This is a genomic window from Prescottella sp. GW823-FHT02E09 (assembly GCF_058797375.1).
In genome coordinates this window covers 171,058-190,741 of the sequence record NZ_JBXAJP010000007.1, presented here as the reverse complement: position 1 = coordinate 190,741, position 19,684 = coordinate 171,058, and the positions used below count along the sequence as shown (strand labels likewise).

Annotated in this window: 14 protein-coding genes and 1 pseudogene; 9 read left to right on the top strand and 6 right to left on the bottom strand. The window is 71.2% G+C overall.

Translation table 11 applies throughout. From position 1 onward, the window contains the following. Window positions 1–63 precede the first annotated feature (63 nt). Window positions 64–657 carry a TetR/AcrR family transcriptional regulator gene (locus AC1RIF_RS19140; RefSeq protein WP_492602947.1) on the bottom strand — a complete coding sequence of 198 codons (594 nt, stop codon included), beginning with the start codon at window positions 655–657 and terminating at the stop codon, window positions 64–66. A 94-nt stretch (window positions 658–751) separates the two neighbouring features. Next, window positions 752–1,939, bottom strand: coding sequence for a glycoside hydrolase family 3 N-terminal domain-containing protein (locus tag AC1RIF_RS19135; protein ID WP_492602946.1), 1,188 nt, complete (start codon window positions 1,937–1,939; stop codon window positions 752–754). 131 nt (window positions 1,940–2,070) lie between these two features. On the opposite strand from AC1RIF_RS19135, the gene AC1RIF_RS19130 reads away from it, so the two are divergent. From AC1RIF_RS19130 to AC1RIF_RS19115, 4 genes are all read left to right on the top strand, one after another. After that, window positions 2,071–2,538 (top strand): universal stress protein, encoded by a 468-nt coding sequence (locus AC1RIF_RS19130; RefSeq protein ID WP_492602945.1) that lies wholly within the window; start codon window positions 2,071–2,073, stop codon window positions 2,536–2,538. Between the two features lie 55 nt (window positions 2,539–2,593). After that, window positions 2,594–3,691 carry an isochorismate synthase gene (locus AC1RIF_RS19125; RefSeq protein WP_492602944.1) on the top strand — a complete coding sequence of 366 codons (1,098 nt, stop codon included), beginning with the start codon at window positions 2,594–2,596 and terminating at the stop codon, window positions 3,689–3,691. A gap of 142 nt (window positions 3,692–3,833) precedes the next feature. Further along, window positions 3,834–4,007, top strand: coding sequence for a DUF2613 domain-containing protein (locus AC1RIF_RS19120; protein WP_492602943.1), 174 nt, complete (start codon window positions 3,834–3,836; stop codon window positions 4,005–4,007). Then, entirely contained in the window at window positions 3,988–8,379 is a 4,392-nt protein-coding gene (locus tag AC1RIF_RS19115; protein ID WP_492602942.1) for an alpha-(1->3)-arabinofuranosyltransferase domain-containing protein, read from the top strand. Before AC1RIF_RS19120 ends, AC1RIF_RS19115 begins: the two co-directional genes overlap by 20 nt. Window positions 8,380–8,447: 68 nt before the next feature. Here AC1RIF_RS19115 and AC1RIF_RS19110 read toward each other — a convergent pair. Continuing rightward, window positions 8,448–9,377 (bottom strand): annotated as a pseudogene (locus AC1RIF_RS19110) (acyltransferase family protein); the annotation flags it as partial. Between the two features lie 288 nt (window positions 9,378–9,665). On the opposite strand from AC1RIF_RS19110, the gene pgfA reads away from it, so the two are divergent. Beyond that, window positions 9,666–10,811, top strand: coding sequence for a cell envelope lipid trafficking protein PgfA (gene pgfA, locus AC1RIF_RS19105; protein ID WP_492602941.1), 1,146 nt, complete (start codon window positions 9,666–9,668; stop codon window positions 10,809–10,811). Window positions 10,812–10,913: 102 nt separating this feature from the next. Here the strand turns inward: pgfA and AC1RIF_RS19100 are convergent, their stop codons facing one another. Next, entirely contained in the window at window positions 10,914–11,927 is a 1,014-nt protein-coding gene (locus AC1RIF_RS19100) for an alcohol dehydrogenase catalytic domain-containing protein (protein WP_492602940.1), read from the bottom strand. 83 nt (window positions 11,928–12,010) lie between these two features. Beyond that, the gene (locus AC1RIF_RS19095; RefSeq protein WP_492602939.1) at window positions 12,011–13,213 is read right to left on the bottom strand and encodes a polysaccharide biosynthesis protein; all 1,203 of its coding nucleotides are present in this window, start codon (window positions 13,211–13,213) and stop codon (window positions 12,011–12,013) included. 32 nt (window positions 13,214–13,245) lie between these two features. On the opposite strand from AC1RIF_RS19095, the gene AC1RIF_RS19090 reads away from it, so the two are divergent. After that, window positions 13,246–15,021, top strand: a complete 1,776-nt coding sequence (locus AC1RIF_RS19090; protein WP_492602938.1) for an MmpA family trehalose lipid delivery protein — start codon at window positions 13,246–13,248, stop codon at window positions 15,019–15,021. Here AC1RIF_RS19090 and AC1RIF_RS19085 read toward each other — a convergent pair. Further along, window positions 14,938–16,176 (bottom strand): glycosyltransferase family 4 protein, encoded by a 1,239-nt coding sequence (locus AC1RIF_RS19085; RefSeq protein WP_492602937.1) that lies wholly within the window; start codon window positions 16,174–16,176, stop codon window positions 14,938–14,940. The two genes, AC1RIF_RS19090 and AC1RIF_RS19085, sit on opposite strands and share 84 nt — an antisense overlap. Window positions 16,177–16,332: 156 nt before the next feature. Between AC1RIF_RS19085 and AC1RIF_RS19080 the strand changes: the two genes are divergently transcribed. The 3 genes from AC1RIF_RS19080 (at window position 16,333) to AC1RIF_RS19070 (ending at window position 19,619) form a co-directional block, all read left to right on the top strand. Continuing rightward, window positions 16,333–17,088 (top strand): class I SAM-dependent methyltransferase, encoded by a 756-nt coding sequence (locus tag AC1RIF_RS19080; RefSeq protein ID WP_492603143.1) that lies wholly within the window; start codon window positions 16,333–16,335, stop codon window positions 17,086–17,088. Between the two features lie 108 nt (window positions 17,089–17,196). Then, window positions 17,197–18,084: an ROK family protein gene (locus AC1RIF_RS19075; protein ID WP_492602936.1), complete on the top strand. Its 888-nt coding sequence runs from the start codon at window positions 17,197–17,199 to the stop codon at window positions 18,082–18,084. Between the two features lie 86 nt (window positions 18,085–18,170). Next, complete coding sequence (locus AC1RIF_RS19070; RefSeq protein ID WP_492602935.1) at window positions 18,171–19,619, top strand: aldehyde dehydrogenase; 1,449 nt, start codon at window positions 18,171–18,173, stop codon at window positions 19,617–19,619. Window positions 19,620–19,684 lie beyond the last annotated feature (65 nt).

Genomic DNA, 19,684 nt, shown 5'->3' with positions numbered 1-19,684 from the left:
ACCCGACACGGCAACGGGCCCCGGACGGAAACTCCGCCCGGGGCCCGTCCGCAGGGTCTGTGACTACCTCTTCTTGCCGGCCAGACCGCGCCACGCGAGGTTCTCGAGCAACTCGACGGCCGCGGCGACCTTGATCTCGCCGCCGGCGACGCGGTCCGCAACCGCCTCGCCCGCGCCGACCAGCGCGACCGCCATGATCGAGAAGTCGGTAGCGGGCTCCGGGTCCTTGGTGCTGGACTCGAGCAGTTTCGCCGTCAGCTCGATCAGCCGGTCACGACTGCTCCCGACCTGCGACGCGAACGCCTGCTGACCGATAGCCTGCCGGTACAGCACCATCCAGGAGCTGCGGTTCTCGTCGACGAAGCCGAGGAAACCCGTCAGCGCGGCACGCAACTGCTCCCGCGGCGGCAGGTTGGGATCGCCCGCCGGCGAGATGGCCTCGACGAACCGCAGCCCCTCACGGTGGATACACGCCGCGAACAGCTCGTCCTTGGAGCCGTAGTACAGGTACAGCATCGGCTTGGAAATGTTCGCCTTGGCCGCGATCGAGTCCATCGACGCGTCGTGGAACCCGTTGTCGGAGAAGACCTCGACCGCGGCGTCGAGCATCTGCTGCTCACGGACGGCCCTGGGCAGCCGTTTGGTGCCACCAGCCATAATTCCTCCAACCACAGGTAAGAAGTGCCATCTTACTCGATGGTAAGAAGATCGACGGTCACGACAGGACGCTCCATTGTGACCCAGATCCGGGTCAGCAGGTCACCGCGCCCTTCGCGCGCGCCAGCGTGAGCACCGAGGAATCGACCTGAGCCTCGGGCAGACGCCCGGACGACACCGCCTGCTCGAGATGGTCCAGAACCCGCGGGACCTCGTCGGTCGTGAGCCACAACGCCACCGTCACGCCCGACTTCAGCGCCTGCTCCACCGCCTGCGCGATGTCGTAGCGGTCGGTGATGGCCTTCATCCCGCTCAGGTCGTCGGTGAAGATGGGCCCGGTGAACGGCGGCGCGTCGTAGCCGGTGCCCTCACGCAGCAACGAGACCGCCTCCGGGCTCAGGCTCGCCGGAAGTCCGTCGGTCGTCAGCCCCGGAACGCTCAGATGCCCGAGCATGACCCCGACCTCGGTATCCACGAGATTGCGGTACGGCACCAGATCGGACGTCTGCAACTGGTTCAGCGGCGGCGCGGTGACCGCACCGGTGTGCGAATCCCCCGATGCCGAGCCGTGTCCCGGGAAGTGCTTGAGCACCGGCAGGATTCCGGCCTCCCGCATGCCCCGTGCGTACGCCTCCGCGTACTGCGTCACCACCTCGGGATCGTCCGAGAACGACCGGTCCCCGATCACCGAGTCGTCAGGCTGACCACTGACGTCGACGTCCGGCGCGAAGTTCACGGTGATGCCGAGGCCCCGCAGCTCGCGTCCTCGCTCGAGCGCCATCTGATACGTCTCGTCCGTCGTCATGGTCTGCGCGACCTCGCGCGCCGACGGGTCCGGTCCGAACAGTTCGTCCACACGGGACACCCGGCCGCCCTCCTCGTCGATCGTGACCATCAACGGGATCGCACTGGTGTCCGCGACCTGCGCCACCTCGCCGTTCGCGAGCATCGACTCGTCCGTCCAACTGCCGATGAAGATGCCGCCGATCCCCTCCGACTGCACGACGTCGAGCGCGTCCGCGGTGCCGGTGACCCCGACGGTGAGCAGCTGAGCGAGCTTCTCGCGCTGCGTGAGCGAATCCAGGAAGGCGGGGCCGCAGACCGCGGATCCCCCGAACCCCGGCAGCGACGGCCGTGCCGACGTGGTCTGCGACGTGGTCTGAGTCGTCGAGGACTGCGCGGATTGCGCCGAGGTGGTGGACGTGTCGCCGCCGTCGCCGGACGAACAGCCGACGGCCAGTCCGGCGCACAGCGCGAGGGCCACAGCATGTCGGATTCGCATGCATTCGACGGTAGTCCACATCGTTTCGAGCCGTTTTTCGAGCCGAGCGGCGGGGGTAATGGCAAGGTAATCTTCAAGAACGGAAGCCGAAGGCCGCCGACCGCGGTCGACCCCGATTTCAGGAGGTCACAGTGCCTGCAGATCTCATGCTCATCGCATACGACGGCTCCGACAACGCCAAGCGGGCGATCGAACACGCCGGCCGCTTCCTGGCCGCGAATCGCGCCGTCGTCGTCACCGCCTGGGAGCCGATGGTCCGCCAGGCCGCGCGCATGTCCGGGCTGTCCGGCGTGATGCAGCCCGAGTGGGTCCCGGACGAGGCCTCCGAGGACGTCGCGCTCACCGACGCGAAGGCCACCAACGAGGAGGGCCTGGACCTGGCGCTCGCGGCGGGCCTCAACGCCGAGGGCCGGTGCTGCGAATCCGCGACCGCGATCTGGGCCACCATCGTCGAGGCTGCCGACGAGCTGAATGCCGACATCATCGTCACCGGCACCCGCGGCACGACGGGCCTGCGTTCACTGCTCCAGAGCAGCGTCGCCGACCACGTGCTGCGGCACAGTCACCGGCCCGTGCTGATCGTGCCGCCCGGCAAGTGAGGGCGCGAACCTAGACGGCGTCGGGCCGGGCGGCCCGACTATCGTCGGCTTCACCATGGACGGCTTTCTCCTCTCGCGCCCCGACCGCACTCTCCGCACCACCGGGACACGGGAACGATTCGACAACACCGATGCGGCCGTAGCGGCTCTCGCGGCCGCCCGCGCCGAACTGGTCGTCGGCGCGCTGCCGTTCGATCCCGCCGCGTGCGCCGCCCTCACCGTCCCCGAGACGGTGTCGTGGATGCCCGGTCCGTGGCGCCCGGAGGCCGGTCCGCCGCTACCCAAGGTCCGGATCGAGCGCGAAATTCCCAGCACCGCAGTGCATGTCGACCGGGTCCGCGGGCTGATCGAGCGGCTGCGCCGCGGTGAGCTCGACAAGGTCGTCGCCGCCCGGGCGGTACAGCTGGCCGCCGGCGAGCCGATCTCGGCGGAGACGCTGGCCGCACGCATGGTCACCCGGCACGCGGCGGCCAACGGGTTCGCCGTCGACCTCAGCGCCGCCGGCGACGGCTACGTCGGGCACACGCTCGTCGGTGCGAGCCCCGAGATCCTGCTGAGCCGACGCGGCCGCACGGTCACGTGCCGACCACTGGCCGGGTCGGCGCCGCGCCACAGCGACCCGGACGCCGACCGCGCGGAGGGGGCGGAGCTGCTGGCGTCGTCGAAGAATCTGGCCGAGCATGCGTTCGTCGTCGAATGGATCCGCGAGATCCTGGGCCCGCTGTGCGGGGAGCTGGAGGTGCCGGCCGCGCCCGAACTCACCCGGACCGGTGAACTGTGGCACCTGGCCAGCCCCATCCGCGGCGAACTACGCAACCCGTCCGTCGGTTCGCTCGAACTCGCCACCCTCCTGCACCCGACCCCGGCGGTGTGCGGCACACCCACCGCCCGCGCGCTCGACGCGATCCGCGAACTCGAAGGGGACCGCCGCTTCTACGGCGGCGCGGTCGGCTGGTGCGACGCGGCCGGCAACGGCGACTGGGTGGTGACGATCCGGTGCGCCGAGATCGACGCCGGCGGGACCACGGCGCTCGCGTGGGCAGGCGGTGGCATCGTCGCGGCCTCGGACCCCGAGACCGAGCTCGACGAGACCACCACCAAGCTCGGCACGCTGCTCGGCGCGCTCGGCGTCGACGCTCGTGAACCCGCGTGACCTGGCCCGACACCGGGAAGGCCGCCGCCACGGGCCGCGAATGGAGCCGTCCACGACGTTGCGGGTGATACCTTGACCCGGACATCACGTACGCACGAGTAGTACCCCGCGTACCCGGCGGCTTGATCATGGGAGATCAGAGATGGCTAAGTTCCTTGTCCCCGGCATTGTCAGCGCTGTGATCGGCGCTGTCGTCGGCGCCGGTGCCATCCTCGGGGTCACCGCGGCCGTGCAGGACAACACGCTCCCCGACATCGACCGCTCCGGTAACGCCAACTCCTCTCTGCTGAACCAGGTTGAGTACGGCAGCCGCTGAGCCCGCTGGTATCGCGCGTTCCCGCACCTCCCCCTCGTCCGGCGGTCCCGCCGACGGGGGGCTTTCCGTCGAACCCTCGACCGAACCCCTGACCCGGCGCTGGCTGATCGGCGCCGGGCTCGTCGCGTTGGTCATGTGCCTGCTGCAGTCGCCGGGCCTGACCGTCGCCGACACCAAGTACGACCTCACCGAGAACCCGATCGGGTTCCTCGCCCGCGCCGCACACCAGTGGAACAGCCAGGCCCCACTCGGGCAGGTGCAGAACCAGGCCTACGGCTACTTCTTCCCGCACGGCGTGTTCTTCGCCTTCGGGCAACTCCTGCACATTCCGCCGTGGATCACCCAGCGCTTCTGGTGGGCGCTGCTGATCGTCGCCGGTTTCTGGGGCGTCATCCGGGTGGCCGAGGCGCTCGGCATCAGCAGCCGCAGCTCCCGCATCGTCGCGGCGATCGCGTTCGCGCTGTCGCCGCGCGTGCTGACGACGATCGGATCGATTTCGTCGGAGTCGCTGCCGATGATGCTGGCGCCGTGGGTGCTGCTGCCGGTGATCCTGGTGACCTCGTCGCCTGTGCGCCCTTCTGGTGGTTCTGGCTACCAGAAAGGCGCACGGGCGCTGGCCGCCCAGTCGGCACTCGCGGTCGGGCTGATGGGCGCCGTCAACGCCGTCGCCACCGCGGCCGCGTGCCTGATCGCCGGGCTGTGGTGGATCGCGCACCGCCCCAACCGCCGCTGGTGGGTGTTCACCGCCTGGTGGATCCCGTTCCTGCTGATGGCGACGCTGTGGTGGATCATCCCGCTGCTGCTGCTCGGCCGGGTGAGCCCGCCGTTCCTCGACTACATCGAGTCGGCGGGCGTCACGACGCAGTGGACGTCGCTCACCGAAGTGCTGCGCGGCACCGACAGCTGGACCCCGTTCGTGTCCCCCGAACGCGTCGCCGGCACCGTCCTGGTCACCCAGCCCGTCGCCGTCGTCGCGACCGGCCTGATCGCGGCCGCCGGGCTGGCCGGGCTGTGCATGCGGTCGATGCCCGCGAAGGGCCGGCTGACGCTGATCCTGCTGGTCGGCATCGCCGGACTCGGCGCCGGTTACGTCGGCGAACTCGGCTCCCCTATCGCCGAACAGGTCCGCTCCTTCCTCGACGGCACCGGTGCCCCGCTGCGCAACGTGCACAAGCTCGAACCGCTGGTCCGGCTCCCGCTCGTCCTCGGCCTCGCACACCTGCTGGCCAAGGTCCCGCTGCCCGGGTCGGTGCCGCTACGACGCTGGCGCAGCGCGTTCGCGCACCCCGAACGCGAACCGATGGTGGCCCTCACCAGCCTGCTGCTGGTCGCGCTCACGCTGACGACGTCGCTGGCGTGGTCCGGCCGGCTCGCCCCGCGCGGCGCCTACGACGAGGTGCCGTCGTACTGGCACGACGCCGCACAGTGGCTGGCCGACAACGCGGCGGGCAGCGGCGGCGACGGTTCCGCCGCGGATGCCGAACGCGCCCTGGTGGTGCCCGGCGCCCCGTTCGGCTCCCAGGTGTGGGGCCTGACCCGAGACGAGCCGCTGCAGCCGCTCGCGTCGACGCCGTGGGCGGTGCGCGACGCCGTCCCGCTCGTCCCGCCCGGCGCGATCCGCGCCCTCGACTCGGTGCAGCGGCTCATTTCCGACGGCCGCCCCTCCGACGGACTCGCCGACACCCTCCTCGCCCAGGGGATCCGCTACGTCGTGGTCCGCAACGACCTGGACCCCGAGACGTCCCGTTCCGCCCGGCCGCTGCTGGTGCACCAGACGATCGACGGCTCGCCCGGCTTCGAGAAGGTGGCGCAGTTCGGCGAGGACATCGCGCCCGACGCCGCCGAGGACGTGGTCGTCGACAGCGATCTGCGTCCCGCGTACCCGGCGATCGAGATCTACCGGGTCACCGCGCCCGGCGCCGCGACACCGCCCGCAGGCCCGTACACCGTCGACCTGGACCAGGTGCCCGTCGTGCAGGGCGGACCCGAGTCGCTGCTGCGGCTCGCCGAGAACGGCACGGTCACCGGGCCCGCGCTGCTCGCCACCGACGCCGCCCGCGCCGGGATCGACGTCGGATCGGTCACCGTCACCGACACCCCCACCGACCGCGAGACCGACTTCGGGCAGGTCGACAACCACAGCTCCGCGCTGCGCAGCCCCGACGACCCGCGTCGCACCCACAACGCCGTCCCGGACTATCCGGTGCCCGACGCGCCGCTGGTGCAGGGCGAGTGGTCCGGCGCGACGATCACCGTGTCGAGTGCCGCCTCCGACGCCACCCAGCTGGGCGGCACCGCACCCGGCAGCGGTCCGGCGGCCACCGTCGACGGCGATCCGGCCACCGCCTGGCTCAGCAACGGACTCGAGACCGCGCGCGGTCAGTGGCTGCGACTGGACTTCGACACCCCGATCACCCGCGGCATGCTGCACCTGACGACCAGTCCGGCGGCATTCGGAACCCCCGTCAAGTGGCTGCGGATCGAGACGCCGAACGGCTCGACGTCGGTGAAGATCGACAAGCCCGGCAAACCGATCGACGTGTCGCTGCCGTCCGGCACCACACCGTGGCTGCGGATCATGGCCACCCACACCGAGGACGGCTCCCCCGGCTTCCAGTTCGGCATCAGCGATCTCACCGTCGACGACTATTCGAGCGGCACCCCGGTGCCCGTCCCGATCGTGCACCGCACGGTGCTGCCCCCGACGCCCGACGGCGCCCGGGTTCGCGGCTGGGATCTGGGGCAGGAACTGCCCGGGCGGTCGGGCTGCGCCGAGGGCCCGGACCGGGTGCACTGCAGCGGATCACTGGTCCTGCCGCCGGAGGAACCGGGCCCGTTCACCCGGACGCTGTCGGTACCCGAGGCCACCGCCGTCGCGCCCGAGCTGACGCTGCGGCCGCGGCCCGGCGCCGCGCTCGAGGCGCTCGTCGCCGACCCGGCCGCGGTGTCGGCGACAGGACCGTCCGACGGTGTCGAGTTGCGCGGCACCGCCGGCGCCGCCGTGGACGGCGACCTCGCGACGTCCTGGACGGCCCCGGCGGACAGCGCGAAGGGCAAGGGTGGACTGCCGACCCTGACGATCCGGCTGCCGCAGCCGACCCTCGTCACCGGGCTGACCGTCACGCCCAGCCCCGGCAACCTGCCCGCGTCCCCAAGCCGGGTCGCGGTCAACCTCGGCAACGGACCGCAGACCCGTGACCTCGACGACGACGGAGACCCGTCCGCGCCGCAGACGATCACCCTGGAACCGCACGTCACCGACACCATCGTGCTGACCCTCGTGCGCTGGCACGAGGTGCTCGACCGCACCGCGCTCGGCTTCCTGCAACTGCAGCCCGCCGGGCTGTCCGAGGTGGTGGCGCTCGGCGAGGACGGCCCCGTCCCCGGAACCGCGACCGCGGCAACCGACCGCACCGTGACGGTGGGCTGCGAGGTGGGACCGACCGTCTCGATCGGCGGCACCCTGGTGCGGACCTCGATCACCGCGACCGTCGAACAGTTGGCGTCGGGGTCGCCGGTGACCGCGACCGCGTGCGCCCCGGCCACGCCCACCGCGCTGCCCGCCGGACGTCAGGACGTGGTGGTCGCGCCGGGACCGGCGTTCACCGTCGACAGCCTGCGCCTCGACGCGGTCCCGGCCACGCCCGCCGCCGCGCCCGCGTCGCCGACCGTGGGCCGGTGGACCGAGAACCTCCGCGAACTCGACGTCGCCGCCGCCGACACCGACCGACTGCTGGTGGTGCCCGAGAGCACCAACGTCGGCTGGGTCGCCACGGCACCCGGCGGCACCGAACTGCAACCGGTGATCGTGAGCGGGTGGCAGCAGGGCTGGATCGTTCCGGCGGGCACCGACGGCGTCGTGACCCTCGAGTTCGCGACCGACCGCTGGTACCGCGCCGGGATCGCGTTCGGCCTCGCGCTGCTGATCCCACTCGCGCTCCTGGCCCTGGTCCCGCGACGGCGAGCCCACGACCTCGGACCCGCGCCACGACCGTGGCGGAGTGTCGTCGGCGCGGCTCTCGGTGTGGTGGCCGTCGCGACCGTCGTCGCCGGGCCGGTGGGCACCCTGGTCACCGTGCTCGTCGCGGCCGCCGCGCTCGGATTGTCACGGTGGCGGGGGCGTGTTTTCGCGGCACGGGTACTCGTCGGCGTCGCAGGTGTTTCCTCGGTACTCGCCGCGGTCCTGCTCTCGACCGGGCCGTGGCGGGCCGCCGACGGCTACGTCGGGCACTCGTTCCTGATTCAGCTGTTCGCGCTGATCGGGGTGGTCTGTGTGGGGGTCTCGGCGTTGCCGCTGTCTCGTTCGCCGATGTGGCGCCGCTTCTCCCAGCGGTGGACCGCCCGGCGGGACGGCTCCTCCACCAGCGCGTAGCTGGCCGACGCGACCGCGATGCTCAGGACGGTGGTGAGGACTAGGACGAACCAGAAGCTGCCGTTGAACGGTGCGATGCCGAACATCGGGAACACGATCGACAGCACCGCGAGATGCCAGATGAACAGGCCGTAGGACCAGCGACCCACTGCCAGCGCCACCGGGCTCGCCAGGATCCGGTGGCGATGCGCGCTCAGGACGAGCGGCGCGAGCAGCGCGAAACTCATCACCGCGCCCAGGCCGATCTTGACGGCGTATTGCCAGGGTTCAGGCCGCACCAGGCCCTCGGGGCCGGCGAGCCACGTCGTCGACAGCCCGAACGCGACCACCGCGATCGCCGCCATCACCACTCGGTGCTGCGCCAGACGGTGCACCCAGGTCCCGCTCACCATCGCGAGCTCGGCCAACAGCATCCCGGCGGCGAACCACGGGATGTAGCCGGGCAGCCAGTTGTCGTGGTGGATACCGTCCGGGGCAGGGATCGGAAGGAACGCCCACACGAGACTCACCGTCGCCGTCGCCAGCAGGATCGGCATGCGGAAGCGCGCCGCCGGGCCCCGCAGCCGCACCAGGACGAGCGCGATGATCGGCAGGATCAGGTAGAACGCCACCTCCACCGACAGGCTCCACAGCTGCGTCATGCCCTCGGTCAGTGTGAGCGGCACGAACACCTGGATGAGCGCGAGGTTCGCGACCCACACCTTCCAGCCCCCACCGGCGGCCGGCAGGAACAGCAGAACCAGGCACACCAGTACCCAGTACGCGGGCAGGATGCGGGTCGCACGGGAGATCCAGTACTTGACGATGGTCGGCGGGGTGCCGAGTCCGCGGGCCGCCGCGGCGTGCGGACGCCACAGCAGGAAGCCCGACAGCGCGAAGAACACCGCCACCGCCAGGTCGAATCGCCCCCAGATCCGTCCGACGACCGGATCGCCGACCGCACCGGTCTGGAACGCCACGTGCGTCACCAGTACGCCCAGCGCCGCGGCGCCGCGCATGCCCTCGAGCGCGGGAAGAAAAGCCCGCGGATTGCCGACTGGGGCGGGGGTGTCGAGGTGGGAGCTGTTCATCGTCGTTCAGTGTGCCCGGACCGCCCGTGAATCCGAAAGAGCACACCAGGAGCGACGGGAACGCGACCGAAAACGGTGCGCTGACGCAAATGGGACAACAGGACTGTTAGTGTCTGGGCTCACGTGGTGTCAGGTTCGAAGGCACCGTGCGACCCGTGCAGCGGGCACGCTGCCGGTGGGGGTATCTCAATTCCGAACATTGAGTAAGGAGACAGCATGGCCGAGCGTTCAGGCCCGAGCCGGATACTTGCGTGCATTCTGGTAGGCCTCGGGACCTTCCTGCTGGCCGTGGCAGTCCTCATTCCCGCGTATACCGTCGACAAGCTCAAGAAGACGCCGCTGGATCTCGAGGTCACCACCGTCGCCACCGGCAACGGCGACGTTCTCGACTCCAAGGCCCTCCTCGCAGGCAAGGCCGAGGTCAACACGAACGTGCCGATCGTCGCGCAGCGGTACGTCATCACCGAGAAGCCGTCGGACGCCGAGGTCGTCTCGGTCCAGGCCGGACAATCGGTGATCCGCACCGACAAGCAGGGCGACTCCGGTCTGCTGACCGCGACCGTCGACCGCGTCACCCTCGACCGTGTCAGCTCGATGCCGGTCGAGCCGCCCGTCGGCACCATCCAGACCGCGTCGAACGAGCCGGCCGAAGAGGTCTCGCACACGGGTCTGCAGTACAAGTGGCCTTTCGATGCGGAGAAGAAGAGCTACCCCTACTTCGACCTGAACTCGCGGAGCACGCAGGACATCAATTTCGTTGAGGAAACCGAGATCAACGGAATGAAGGTGTACCACTACAACCAGAAGATCGACCCCGTCGACCTGTCCAAGGTCGTGCCGGCGCCCACCAACAAGCTGACGCTGCCCGCCGCCACGTGGGGTGTCCCCGGCGACCAGCAGCCGGTCACCATGGTCCGCTGGTACCAGAACGAGCGCGACGTGTGGGTCGACCCGATCACCGGCGTCGTCGTCAAGGGCCAGGAGAAGCTGTACCAGTACTACGCCCGCGACAAGGCCAAGCCCGAGGTCACGGTGCTGAAGGTGACGCTCCCGTTCGACGAGGAGACCATCGAGTACCAGATCGCCCAGGCCAAGGACGGCCAGGACAAGCTGTCGCTGTTCGGCCGCACGCTGCCGATCGTCGCCGGCATCCTCGGCGCCATCTCGCTGATCGCCGGCATCGTGCTCGGCCTGCGCGGCGGCCGCGGCAACAAGGGTGCTACCGCCGGTGGTCCCGCGAGCCCCACCGGATCCGGTCAGGCGCCCAACGGCGACCACGACTGGACGTCGGACAAGACCGAGGAGTTCCCCACGGTCGACATGGGCAAGGGCGGTTTCACCGAACCGCCGCGCCAGCAGTGACCGGCGCCCACTGAAGACGTAGCGAACCCCCGCGCGGACCACCGCGCGGGGGTTCCGTCGTTCCTGGCCCCTACGGCGTGCGGGTTCCCCGGTACCGGGCGGTCACATGGTGAGGACGATGCGATAGCGCGCGCGGCCTGCGACCGTCGCGGCGTATGCGTCCGCGGCAGCGGCCAGGGGACGTTCCTCGATTCGGGCGCGCACCCCCGACAGCACCGCGAACCGCATCGCCTCCTCGACGTCGCGGGCGGTCCCGGACGCGTGCCCCCGCACCCCGATCCCGGGCAGGACCAACTGCACCGGGCTGATCGGCAGCGGCTCCGACGGGACACCGATCACGACGAGTTCACCCTGCGGTCGGAGCCCGCCGATCGTGTCGGCCATCGCCTGCGAGTTCGCTGCGGTCGCCAGAACCACCGTCACGCCGCCGATCGCCCGCAGCGCCTCCCCGACATCGCCGGCGGTGGAGTCGACGTAGTGGTGCGCGCCGAGCGCCAGGGCGTCGTCGCGCTTGCCGGCGCCGCGGGCGACCGCGATCGTCTCGAAGCCCATCGCCCGGGCGAACTGCACGCCGAGGTGGCCGAGGCCGCCGAGCCCCAGGACGGCGACGCGGTCACCGGGCCGCGCCCCGGACTTGCGCAGCGCGTCGTACGTGGTGACACCGGCACAGCTCATGGGTGCCGCCTCCGCGAAGGACAGTTCGTCCGGAATCCGGGCGAGGGCGTTCGCGGGCGCCGTCACGGACTCGGCGTAGCCACCGGGGTACTGCCAGCTCGGCACCTGCAGGTTGTCGCAGTAGATCAGGTGTCCCTGCCGGCACGGGACACAGCGGTTGCAGCAACCGCCGAACCAGCCGACCGCGACGCGGTCGCCGACGCTGTAGTTGTCGACGCCCGGTCCGAGTTCGGCGATCGTCCCGGCGATCTCGTGGCCCGGTGTGAGCGGCCAGGACATCCCGGGGAATCCGCCTTCGACGAATCCGTGGTCGGTGCCGCAGATTCCGCAGGCAGCGACCGCGATGCGCACATGATCGCGCTCGGGAGAGGTCGTGTCGACGTCGACGAGTGTCAACGGTTCACCGGCGGACCGGACGTGCACAGCTCGATGAGTAGGCATCTGCATCCTCACGATGTGTGGCTGCCCCGGACGATCGGGCCCACGTTCCAGTCAAACTCCCCGGTGCGGCCCGAGGCAAGGGGTCAGCCCGCCGGGACGTCGTCGGTGCGGGCGCTCCGCAGCGCCAGCACGGCCGCCGTGCAGGCGGTCAGCACCGCCACGGATGCGGCGACGGTGACGAATTGCCGGACGGTGTCGGCGACGGTGAACATCAGCACCGCCTCGATCGCCAGGCCCACCCACGCGACGATTGCGAGATGCGTGCGTTCCCCCGCGATCGCCGACAGCAGCGCACCCTGCAGCACCGCGAGCGCCGCGCCGTTGAGCGCGAACATCCACAGGATGCCCTGCACCGGCGCGTAGTCGTTGCCGAACAGCATCGTCGCGACCGGCGCGACGACGGCGGCCCCGATCACCAGGATCGCCCCGAGCCCGGTCAGCACGGCGAGGGCGGACCGCACCGCGCCGGCCGAGTGCGCCGGGTTCGCCATCCGCGGGTACAGCACCACCCCGATGGCCTGCGGCAGCCAGAACGCGGCCTTGGTGGCGACGGCACCGGCCGCGTAGATGCCGGCATCGGCCTCGGGGAGCACGACGCGCGCGATCAGCAGGTCCACCGACGACAACGCGATCATCGCGAGCTGCACCTGCGACGCACGCAGCACCGTGCCCACCCCGACGTCGGCGCCGCCGACCACGCGCTCGCCTCGGCGCCGCTCGAGAAGCCGCGCGACGACCACCATCACGGCGGTGCCGACCGCCCCGGCGAGCAACATCGGCCCCGGTCCCCCGCCGATCGCCAGCACCGCGACCGCGGGCACCACCTTCGCGACACCGGCGCCGGCCAGCACCACGCTGAGGTCCGCGAAGCGGCCGGCGCCCTGCAGCAGTCCCTGCTCGGTGGCCAGCAGCACCAGCAGCGGGGCCGCGACGAGGGCCCACAGTGTGGCGGTCAGGCTCGTGTCGAGCGCCCACGAGATGCCCGGGACGAGGAGCAGCGCGACGGCCGTGACGATGGCCGCGCACCGGTAGCCGAGGGCACGCAGCTCGGCGTGGCCCTTGCCGTGCACCAGCTCCCGCGCCACCACGCTCTGCAACGCCAGGGCGGGCACCGCCAGCACCAGCTGGGCGGCGAGCAGGCTCGCGAACTCGCCGTACGACGACGGGCCCAGCCACCGCAGGGCGAGCAGCTGAAGCACGTAGGCCGCGACGTTCGCGGTCATCGAACCGGCCGTCACCATCGTCATCCCGGCGACAGTGGAGCCGGTCAGCGATTGGCGTGGCATCCGATCATGATGCACCACGTACAGTCCCGCTCATGACGTCACGGCACCGGATTCTCGTGCGCGCCGCGCCGTCGCTGTACAGCCTGGTGCTGGCGGGGCTGATCCTCGGTCCGCTGCTGGGCCCCGGCTACCTGCTGCTGCGCGACGCGGTGAGCACGCCGCGGTCGTATGTGACCGATTCGGCGCTCGGCCTGACCGACGCGGCGGCCCGTGCGGTCCCGCAGGACTGGCTCGTCGCCGTGCTCGGGTCCGTCGTCGACGGCGGCGTCGTGGTGAAGGTGATCCTGTTCGCGGCGCTGTGGCTCGCCGGGTGGGGTGCGGCCCGGATGGTGACGGTCGTGTTGCCCGGCGTCGGGCTGGGTCCGCAACTGGTGGCGTCGACGGTGATGCTGTGGAACCCGTACGTGGCCGAACGTCTGCTGCAGGGACATTGGAGCCTGCTCACCGGCTATGCGGCGCTGCCGTGGGTGGTGTGCGCGGCCGTCACGATCCGGCGCGGGCGCCCGGGTGGCTGGGCGGCGTCGGCGCTGTGTCTGGCAGTCGCGGGTCTGACACCGACCGGCGCAATCCTGGCGGCGGTCCTCGCGGCGGCGTTGCTCGTGTGCCCTTCTGGTGGCTGGAACTACCGAAAGTGCGCACGGGCAGCTTGCTGCCTCCTCCTGCTGGTCCTGGCCACGTCGGCGCCGTGGCTGACGGCGACCGCACTGTCCGGTGGTGGTGGGACGTCGGATCCGGCCGGCGTCGCCGCGTTCGCCTCCCGCGCCGAGCCCGGTCTCGGCACGATCGGCAGTCTCGCCGGGCTCGGCGGGATCTGGAACTCGGCCGCCGTCCCCGGATCGCGCACATCGCTGTGGGCGCTGGCCGGAACGGTGCTGCTGCTGGCGGTCGTCGCGTGCGGGCTCCCCGCGCTGTGGCGGCGGCGACGCCATCCGGCGATCGTCGCGCTCGCGGTCCTCGCCGGACTCGCGGTGCTGCTACCCGCGCTCGGCGCGACCGGGTGGGGCCTGGCGGTCGGCGAGTGGTCCGTGCTGCACGTGCCGGGCGCCGGACTGCTGCGCGACACCCAGAAATGGGTGGCACTCGCCGCCCCCTTCTACGCGCTGGCCGCGGCGGCCGGAGTGCGGACGCTGTCGTCGCGGGTCGCGCTGCCGGGCGCGGTCCCCGCCGCGGCGATCGTCGCCGTCGTGCTGGCCCTGCCGGACCTCGTGTGGGGCGTCGGAGGTGCACTGAAGCCCGTGCACTACCCGGTGTCGTGGCAGGTCGTCGTGAACCACCTGGACACGTCGAAGGAGGCCGGCGACGTCGCGGTGCTACCCGCCGGCATGTTCCGCAAGTTCCCGTACAGCGGCGACGCGCCCGTCCTGGACCCGGCGCCGCGGATGCTGCCGGTGGACGTGCTCCAGACCGGGCAACTCGTCGTCGGGCAGGCCGCCACGGTCGGCGGAGAGGGGGCGCGCGCCACCCGTGTCGAGCACCTACTGCTGTCGGGCGCCGGCCCGGAGGCGCTCGCCGAGGAGGACGTCCGCTGGGTGCTGGTCGAACGCACCACCCCCGGCCCGCTCGGCGACTCGCAGCGCACCCTCGACCGACTCGAAAAGATCTGGGAGGACGATGAACTCGCGCTGTACCGGGTCCCCGGGAGCATCCCCCCGGATCCCCGAGAAGGTCGCGGGGAAGCCCTCGCGGCGCACCTGCTGTGGGCGACGCTGCTGGTGGGCGGCGGGCTAGGCGTCCTGCAGGCCGGACGGCGCAATCGTCACGGCTTCGGCGCCGGTGATCAGCCCCGACACGTGCCGTCCCGAGGCTGACGACGCCAGCACCGCGTGCACACCGGCCGCGGTCTGCTCCCACGAGAACTCGTTGGCCCGGAGCCGGGCCTTGCGGCCGAGATCGGCGCGCAGTTCGGCGTCGAGCAGCAGCGATTCGACGGCCGACGCCAGCGCCGGGACCGTGCCGGCCCGATCGGTCGCCGTGTCGTCCGAGTCTCCGCCGACCAGCAACCCGGTCACCCCGTCGATGATCGAGTCGGTGAGCCCCTTGGAGCTGCGGTAACCGACGGTGGGGACCCCGTGCTGCGCGGCCTCGATCACCGCCAGCCCCCAGCCCTCCTTGCGGGACGGCATCACGTGCACCCAGGATCGGGCGAGCAGCACGTGCTTGCGGTCCTCCGGTACGTGGCCGTGGAAGGTGACCGCGTCGCCGATGCCGAGTTCGTGAGCGCGCTCGCGCAGATTCTGCTCCCACCAGCCGCCGCCGATGACGTCGAGGTGCAGTTCCGGGATGGTCCGGCGCAGCTGCGCGACGGCGGCGAGAGCGTCCTCGATCTGCTTGTGCGGCACCAGCCGCGACAGCACGCACACACTCGGGTGCGGCGTGCGGGTCGCATCGTCGCCCGGCGCGACCCCGGCCGGGATCGCGTCGGCACCGTTGCGCACCACGGCAATTCGGTCCCGTTCGACGCCGAGGTCGGTGAGTTCGTCGGCCGACGGCAGCGACACCGTCAGGTACTGGCTGTCGCGGTGCACGCGCGGAGACAGCCAGGATTCGATCCACCATCCGACCCGCCCCATCAGCCGGCCGGCGACGGGCCACTGCTCGCGGTGGCAGTGGTGGACCAGCACCGTGACCGGCGCGCCCGCGACCGTGCGGGAGAAGAACGGGATGCCGTTCTGGGTGTCGATCACGGCGTCGGGGCGCAGTCCGGCGAGCGGACCCAGTCCGAGACGCCCGGCGGCGATCGCGCCGAGCGCCCGCGGATACACCGTCAGCCGTCCGCCGCCACGGCTGATCCGGACGCCGTCGACGATCTCCTCGCGCGGCGCACCCGGGTAGCCCGCGGTCCGCAACGTGACCGCGATGCCCCGGCGCGCAAGCCCCGCCCCGACCTCCTCGAGGTATCGCTCACTGCCGCCACCCTGGGGATGACCCGTGTCACGCCAGCACAGCAGGAGAACCTCTCGCACGTGCGTGCCCCCTCACTGGCTCGGACGGTTGCCTGCGACACACCTTATCGGCTGGAGGCGTCGCGCCCTACCGTCCAGTAGCGGAAACCGGCGAACGGGAGCGCGGTATGTCCGATCGCTAAGGTTCCTCCCGTGACCCGCGCCCGATCACCACGCGTGACCCGCCACTTCGCCCGCCGCGCGACCCTGAAGCGGTCCGTCGGACTGCTGAGCGATTTCCGGTACGAGCAGACCGACCCGGACCTGTTCTACGGCGCCCTCGCCCGCGACTCCGTCGAACTGATCGGCGACCTCCATCGCGGCCTCACCGACGCCGATCTGACCGGCACGACGGTGCTCGACGTCGGGGGTGGCCCCGGGTACTTCGCCGACGCGTTCGGGCGGGCCGGTGCCCGCTACATCCCGGTCGAGCCCGACCCGTCGGAGATGCACGCCGCCGGGCTGACGGTCGGCGACTCGATCCGCGGGTCCGGGCTGGCGCTGCCGATCCGCACCGACTCGGTGGACGTGTGCTTCTCGTCGAACGTCGCCGAGCACGTGTCGCAACCGTGGGTGATGGCCGAGGAGATGCTGCGGGTGACGAAGCCCGGCGGGCTGATGGTGCTGTCGTACACGCTGTGGTGGGGTCCGTTCGGCGGCCACGAGACCGGCCCTTGGCACTACCTCGGCGGCGAGTACGCGGCCCGCCGCTACGCGCGCACGCACGGCAAGGAACCGAAGAACCGGTTCGGGGTCTCGCTGTTCGACATCGGCGCCGGGGACGGACTGCGGTGGGCGCAGACGCAGACCGGCGGCGACGTCCTGGCCGCCTTCCCGCGCTACCACCCGCGCTGGGCGTGGTGGATGGTGCGGATCCCGGTGCTGCGCGAACTGCTCGTGAGCAACCTGGTCCTGGTGATCCGCAAGCGCTGACACTTTTCCGCGATTTGCGCACTTATCGGCGCTTCCAGATCCGGATGAAGAACGCTGCGTGCGCAAATCGCGGCGGGGCCCCGTCCGACGAGGACCTAATCTCGGAGCATGACGGCACTCGCGCTCGACATCGGCGGTACCAAGTTGGCGGCGGCGCTCGTCGGTGCGGACGGCCGACCGCTGACGCCTCTGACGGCGCTCACGCCGCCTACCGACGTGTGGGACACGTGCGGAGCGCTGCTCGAGCGTGCGGCCGGCGGTGACCCGATCACGTCGGTCGGCATCGCGTCCGCGGGCCCGGTCGACACCACCGCGGGCACGGTCGCGCCCGTCAACATCGCCGAGTGGCACGACGGCTTCCCGATCGTGGACGCCGTCCGGACCCTGTTCCCGTCCGCGACCGTGCGCCTCGCTCTGGACGGATCCGCCGCCGCGCTGGCCGAGCACCGACTGGGCGCGGGCCGCGGCACTGCCGACCTGCTCGGCGTCGTCGTCTCGACCGGCGTGGGCGGCGGCGTGATCCGCGGCGGCCGGATCGTGGGCGGGCGGACCGGCAACGCGGGCCATGTCGGGCACATGGCGGTGCCGGGCGGCGCAGAACAGTGTGGATGCGGGGCCTTCGGCTGCCTCGAGACGGTCGCGAGCGGGCCGGCCGCGTTGCGGTGGGCACGGACGAACGGGTGGGTCGGCGCGACGGCTGCCGATCTGGCCGTCGACGCCGCACTGGGAGAGCCCACCGCGGCCGACGCCCTCGAACGGGCCGGCACCGCACTCGGACAGGTGTTCGCGTCGGCGGCGGCGTTGCTCGACATCGACCTCGTCGTCGTCGGCGGCGGTTTCGCGCAGGCCGGCCCCGCGTTGTGGGATCCCATGATCACGGCGGCGGCGCGGCACGCACGGTTGTCTTTCCTGCGCGACCTTCGACTGCTGCCCGCCGACCTCGGTGTCCTCAGCACCCTCACCGGCGCCGGACTGCTCGCAACGGACCACCTCTGACCTGCGATCGGACCTCGCCTATTCCAGTTACCTGTAACGTGTTCTAGTGTGACCCAGGGCACTCCACAAGAGCGAGGAATGGACTGATGACCGACTACGACAAACTCTTCATCGGCGGACGATGGGTCGCGCCGGCCACCGACCAGCGGTTGGAGGTGTTTTCCCCCGCAACCGAGGCGCGCGTGGGCAGTGTCCCCGTCGCCGCTCCCGCCGACATCGACGCCGCCGTCGCAGCGGCACGTGCGGCGCTCGAGTCGGGTCCGTGGGCCGAGACCACACCGGCCCAGCGTGGCGAGATCCTCGCCAAGGTCGCCAAGCTCATCGAGGAGCGCAGCGCCGAGCTGGTCTCGACCATCTCCGACGAGATGGGTGCGCCGGCGTCGGGCGTCGAGACGATGCAGAAGATCATGTCGCTCGCGACCCTCAACTACTACGCCGGTCTCGCCACCGAGTTCGCGTGGGAGGAGACCCGCACCGGCGCGTTCGGCCAGACCAAGGTCTACCGCGAGCCGGTCGGTGTCGTCGGCGCCGTCATCGCGTGGAACGTCCCGCTGTTCCTCGCGGTGAACAAGCTGGCCCCGGCTCTGCTCGCGGGCTGCACCGTCGTCCTCAAGCCGGCGCCGGAGACCCCGCTCAACGCGAACATGCTGGCCGACATCTTCACCGAGGCCGGCCTGCCCGAGGGCGTGCTGTCGATCGTGCCGGGCGGCGCCGAGACCGGCGAGTACCTCGTCTCGCACCCGGACGTCGACAAGGTCACCTTCACCGGCAGCACCGCGATCGGCCGCAAGATCGGCGCGATCGCCGCCGAGCAGCTCAAGCGTTGCTCGCTCGAACTCGGCGGCAAGTCGGCCGCGATCCTGCTCGAGGACATGGACGTCGCCGCCACCATGCCGATGCTGGTGATGTCGGGCCTCATGAACTCCGGCCAGGCGTGCGTCGGCCAGACCCGCATCCTCGCGCCGCGCTCGCGCTACGACGAGATCATCGAGGCGATGATCCAGTTCGCCGGGTTCATGCCCGTCGGCATGCCGGACGACCCGGCCGCCCAGCTCGGCCCGATCATCACCGAGAAGCAGCGCGACAAGATCCTCGGCTACATCGAGAAGGGCAAGGCCGAGGGCGCACGCGTCGTGCTCGGCGGCGGTGTCCCGGCCGGTCTGGAGAAGGGCTGGTTCGTCGAGCCGACCATCTTCGCCGACGTCGACAACTCGATGACGATCGCCCGCGAAGAGATCTTCGGCCCCGTCCTGTCGGTGATCCCCTACGACACCGTCGACGAGGCCATCAAGATCGCCAACGACTCGGACTACGGCCTGGCCGGTTCGGTGCACACCACCGACATCGAGAAGGGCCTCGAGATCGCCAAGCAGATCCGCACCGGCACGTACGCCATCAACTGGTACGCGTTCGATCCGGGTTCGCCGTTCGGTGGCTACAAGAACTCCGGCATCGGCCGCGAGAGCGGACCGGAGGGCCTCGAGGCGTACTGCGAGCTCAAGTCCGTCCTGATGCCCCCCGGCTACACCGGGTAGGCATCACTGTTCCTCAGTCAGGCGCGGACCCGATCGTTTCGGGTCCGCGCCTGACGCGTTCGCCG

Bases quoted from the DNA above. Each gene is read 5' to 3' on its own strand.
- AC1RIF_RS19125 (WP_492602944.1), top strand. From the start codon at position 2,594: ATGGACGGCTTTCTCCTCTCGCGCCCCGACCGCACTCTCCGCACCACC.
- AC1RIF_RS19075 (WP_492602936.1), top strand. From the start codon at position 17,197: ATGACGGCACTCGCGCTCGACATCGGCGGTACCAAGTTGGCGGCGGCG.
- AC1RIF_RS19070 (WP_492602935.1), top strand. From the start codon at position 18,171: ATGACCGACTACGACAAACTCTTCATCGGCGGACGATGGGTCGCGCCG.
- AC1RIF_RS19120 (WP_492602943.1), top strand. From the start codon at position 3,834: ATGGCTAAGTTCCTTGTCCCCGGCATTGTCAGCGCTGTGATCGGCGCT.
- AC1RIF_RS19090 (WP_492602938.1), top strand. From the start codon at position 13,246: ATGACGTCACGGCACCGGATTCTCGTGCGCGCCGCGCCGTCGCTGTAC.
- AC1RIF_RS19100 (WP_492602940.1), bottom strand. From the start codon at position 11,927: ATGCCTACTCATCGAGCTGTGCACGTCCGGTCCGCCGGTGAACCGTTG.
- AC1RIF_RS19095 (WP_492602939.1), bottom strand. From the start codon at position 13,213: ATGCCACGCCAATCGCTGACCGGCTCCACTGTCGCCGGGATGACGATG.
- pgfA (WP_492602941.1), top strand. From the start codon at position 9,666: ATGGCCGAGCGTTCAGGCCCGAGCCGGATACTTGCGTGCATTCTGGTA.
- AC1RIF_RS19140 (WP_492602947.1), bottom strand. From the start codon at position 657: ATGGCTGGTGGCACCAAACGGCTGCCCAGGGCCGTCCGTGAGCAGCAG.
- AC1RIF_RS19135 (WP_492602946.1), bottom strand. From the start codon at position 1,939: ATGCGAATCCGACATGCTGTGGCCCTCGCGCTGTGCGCCGGACTGGCC.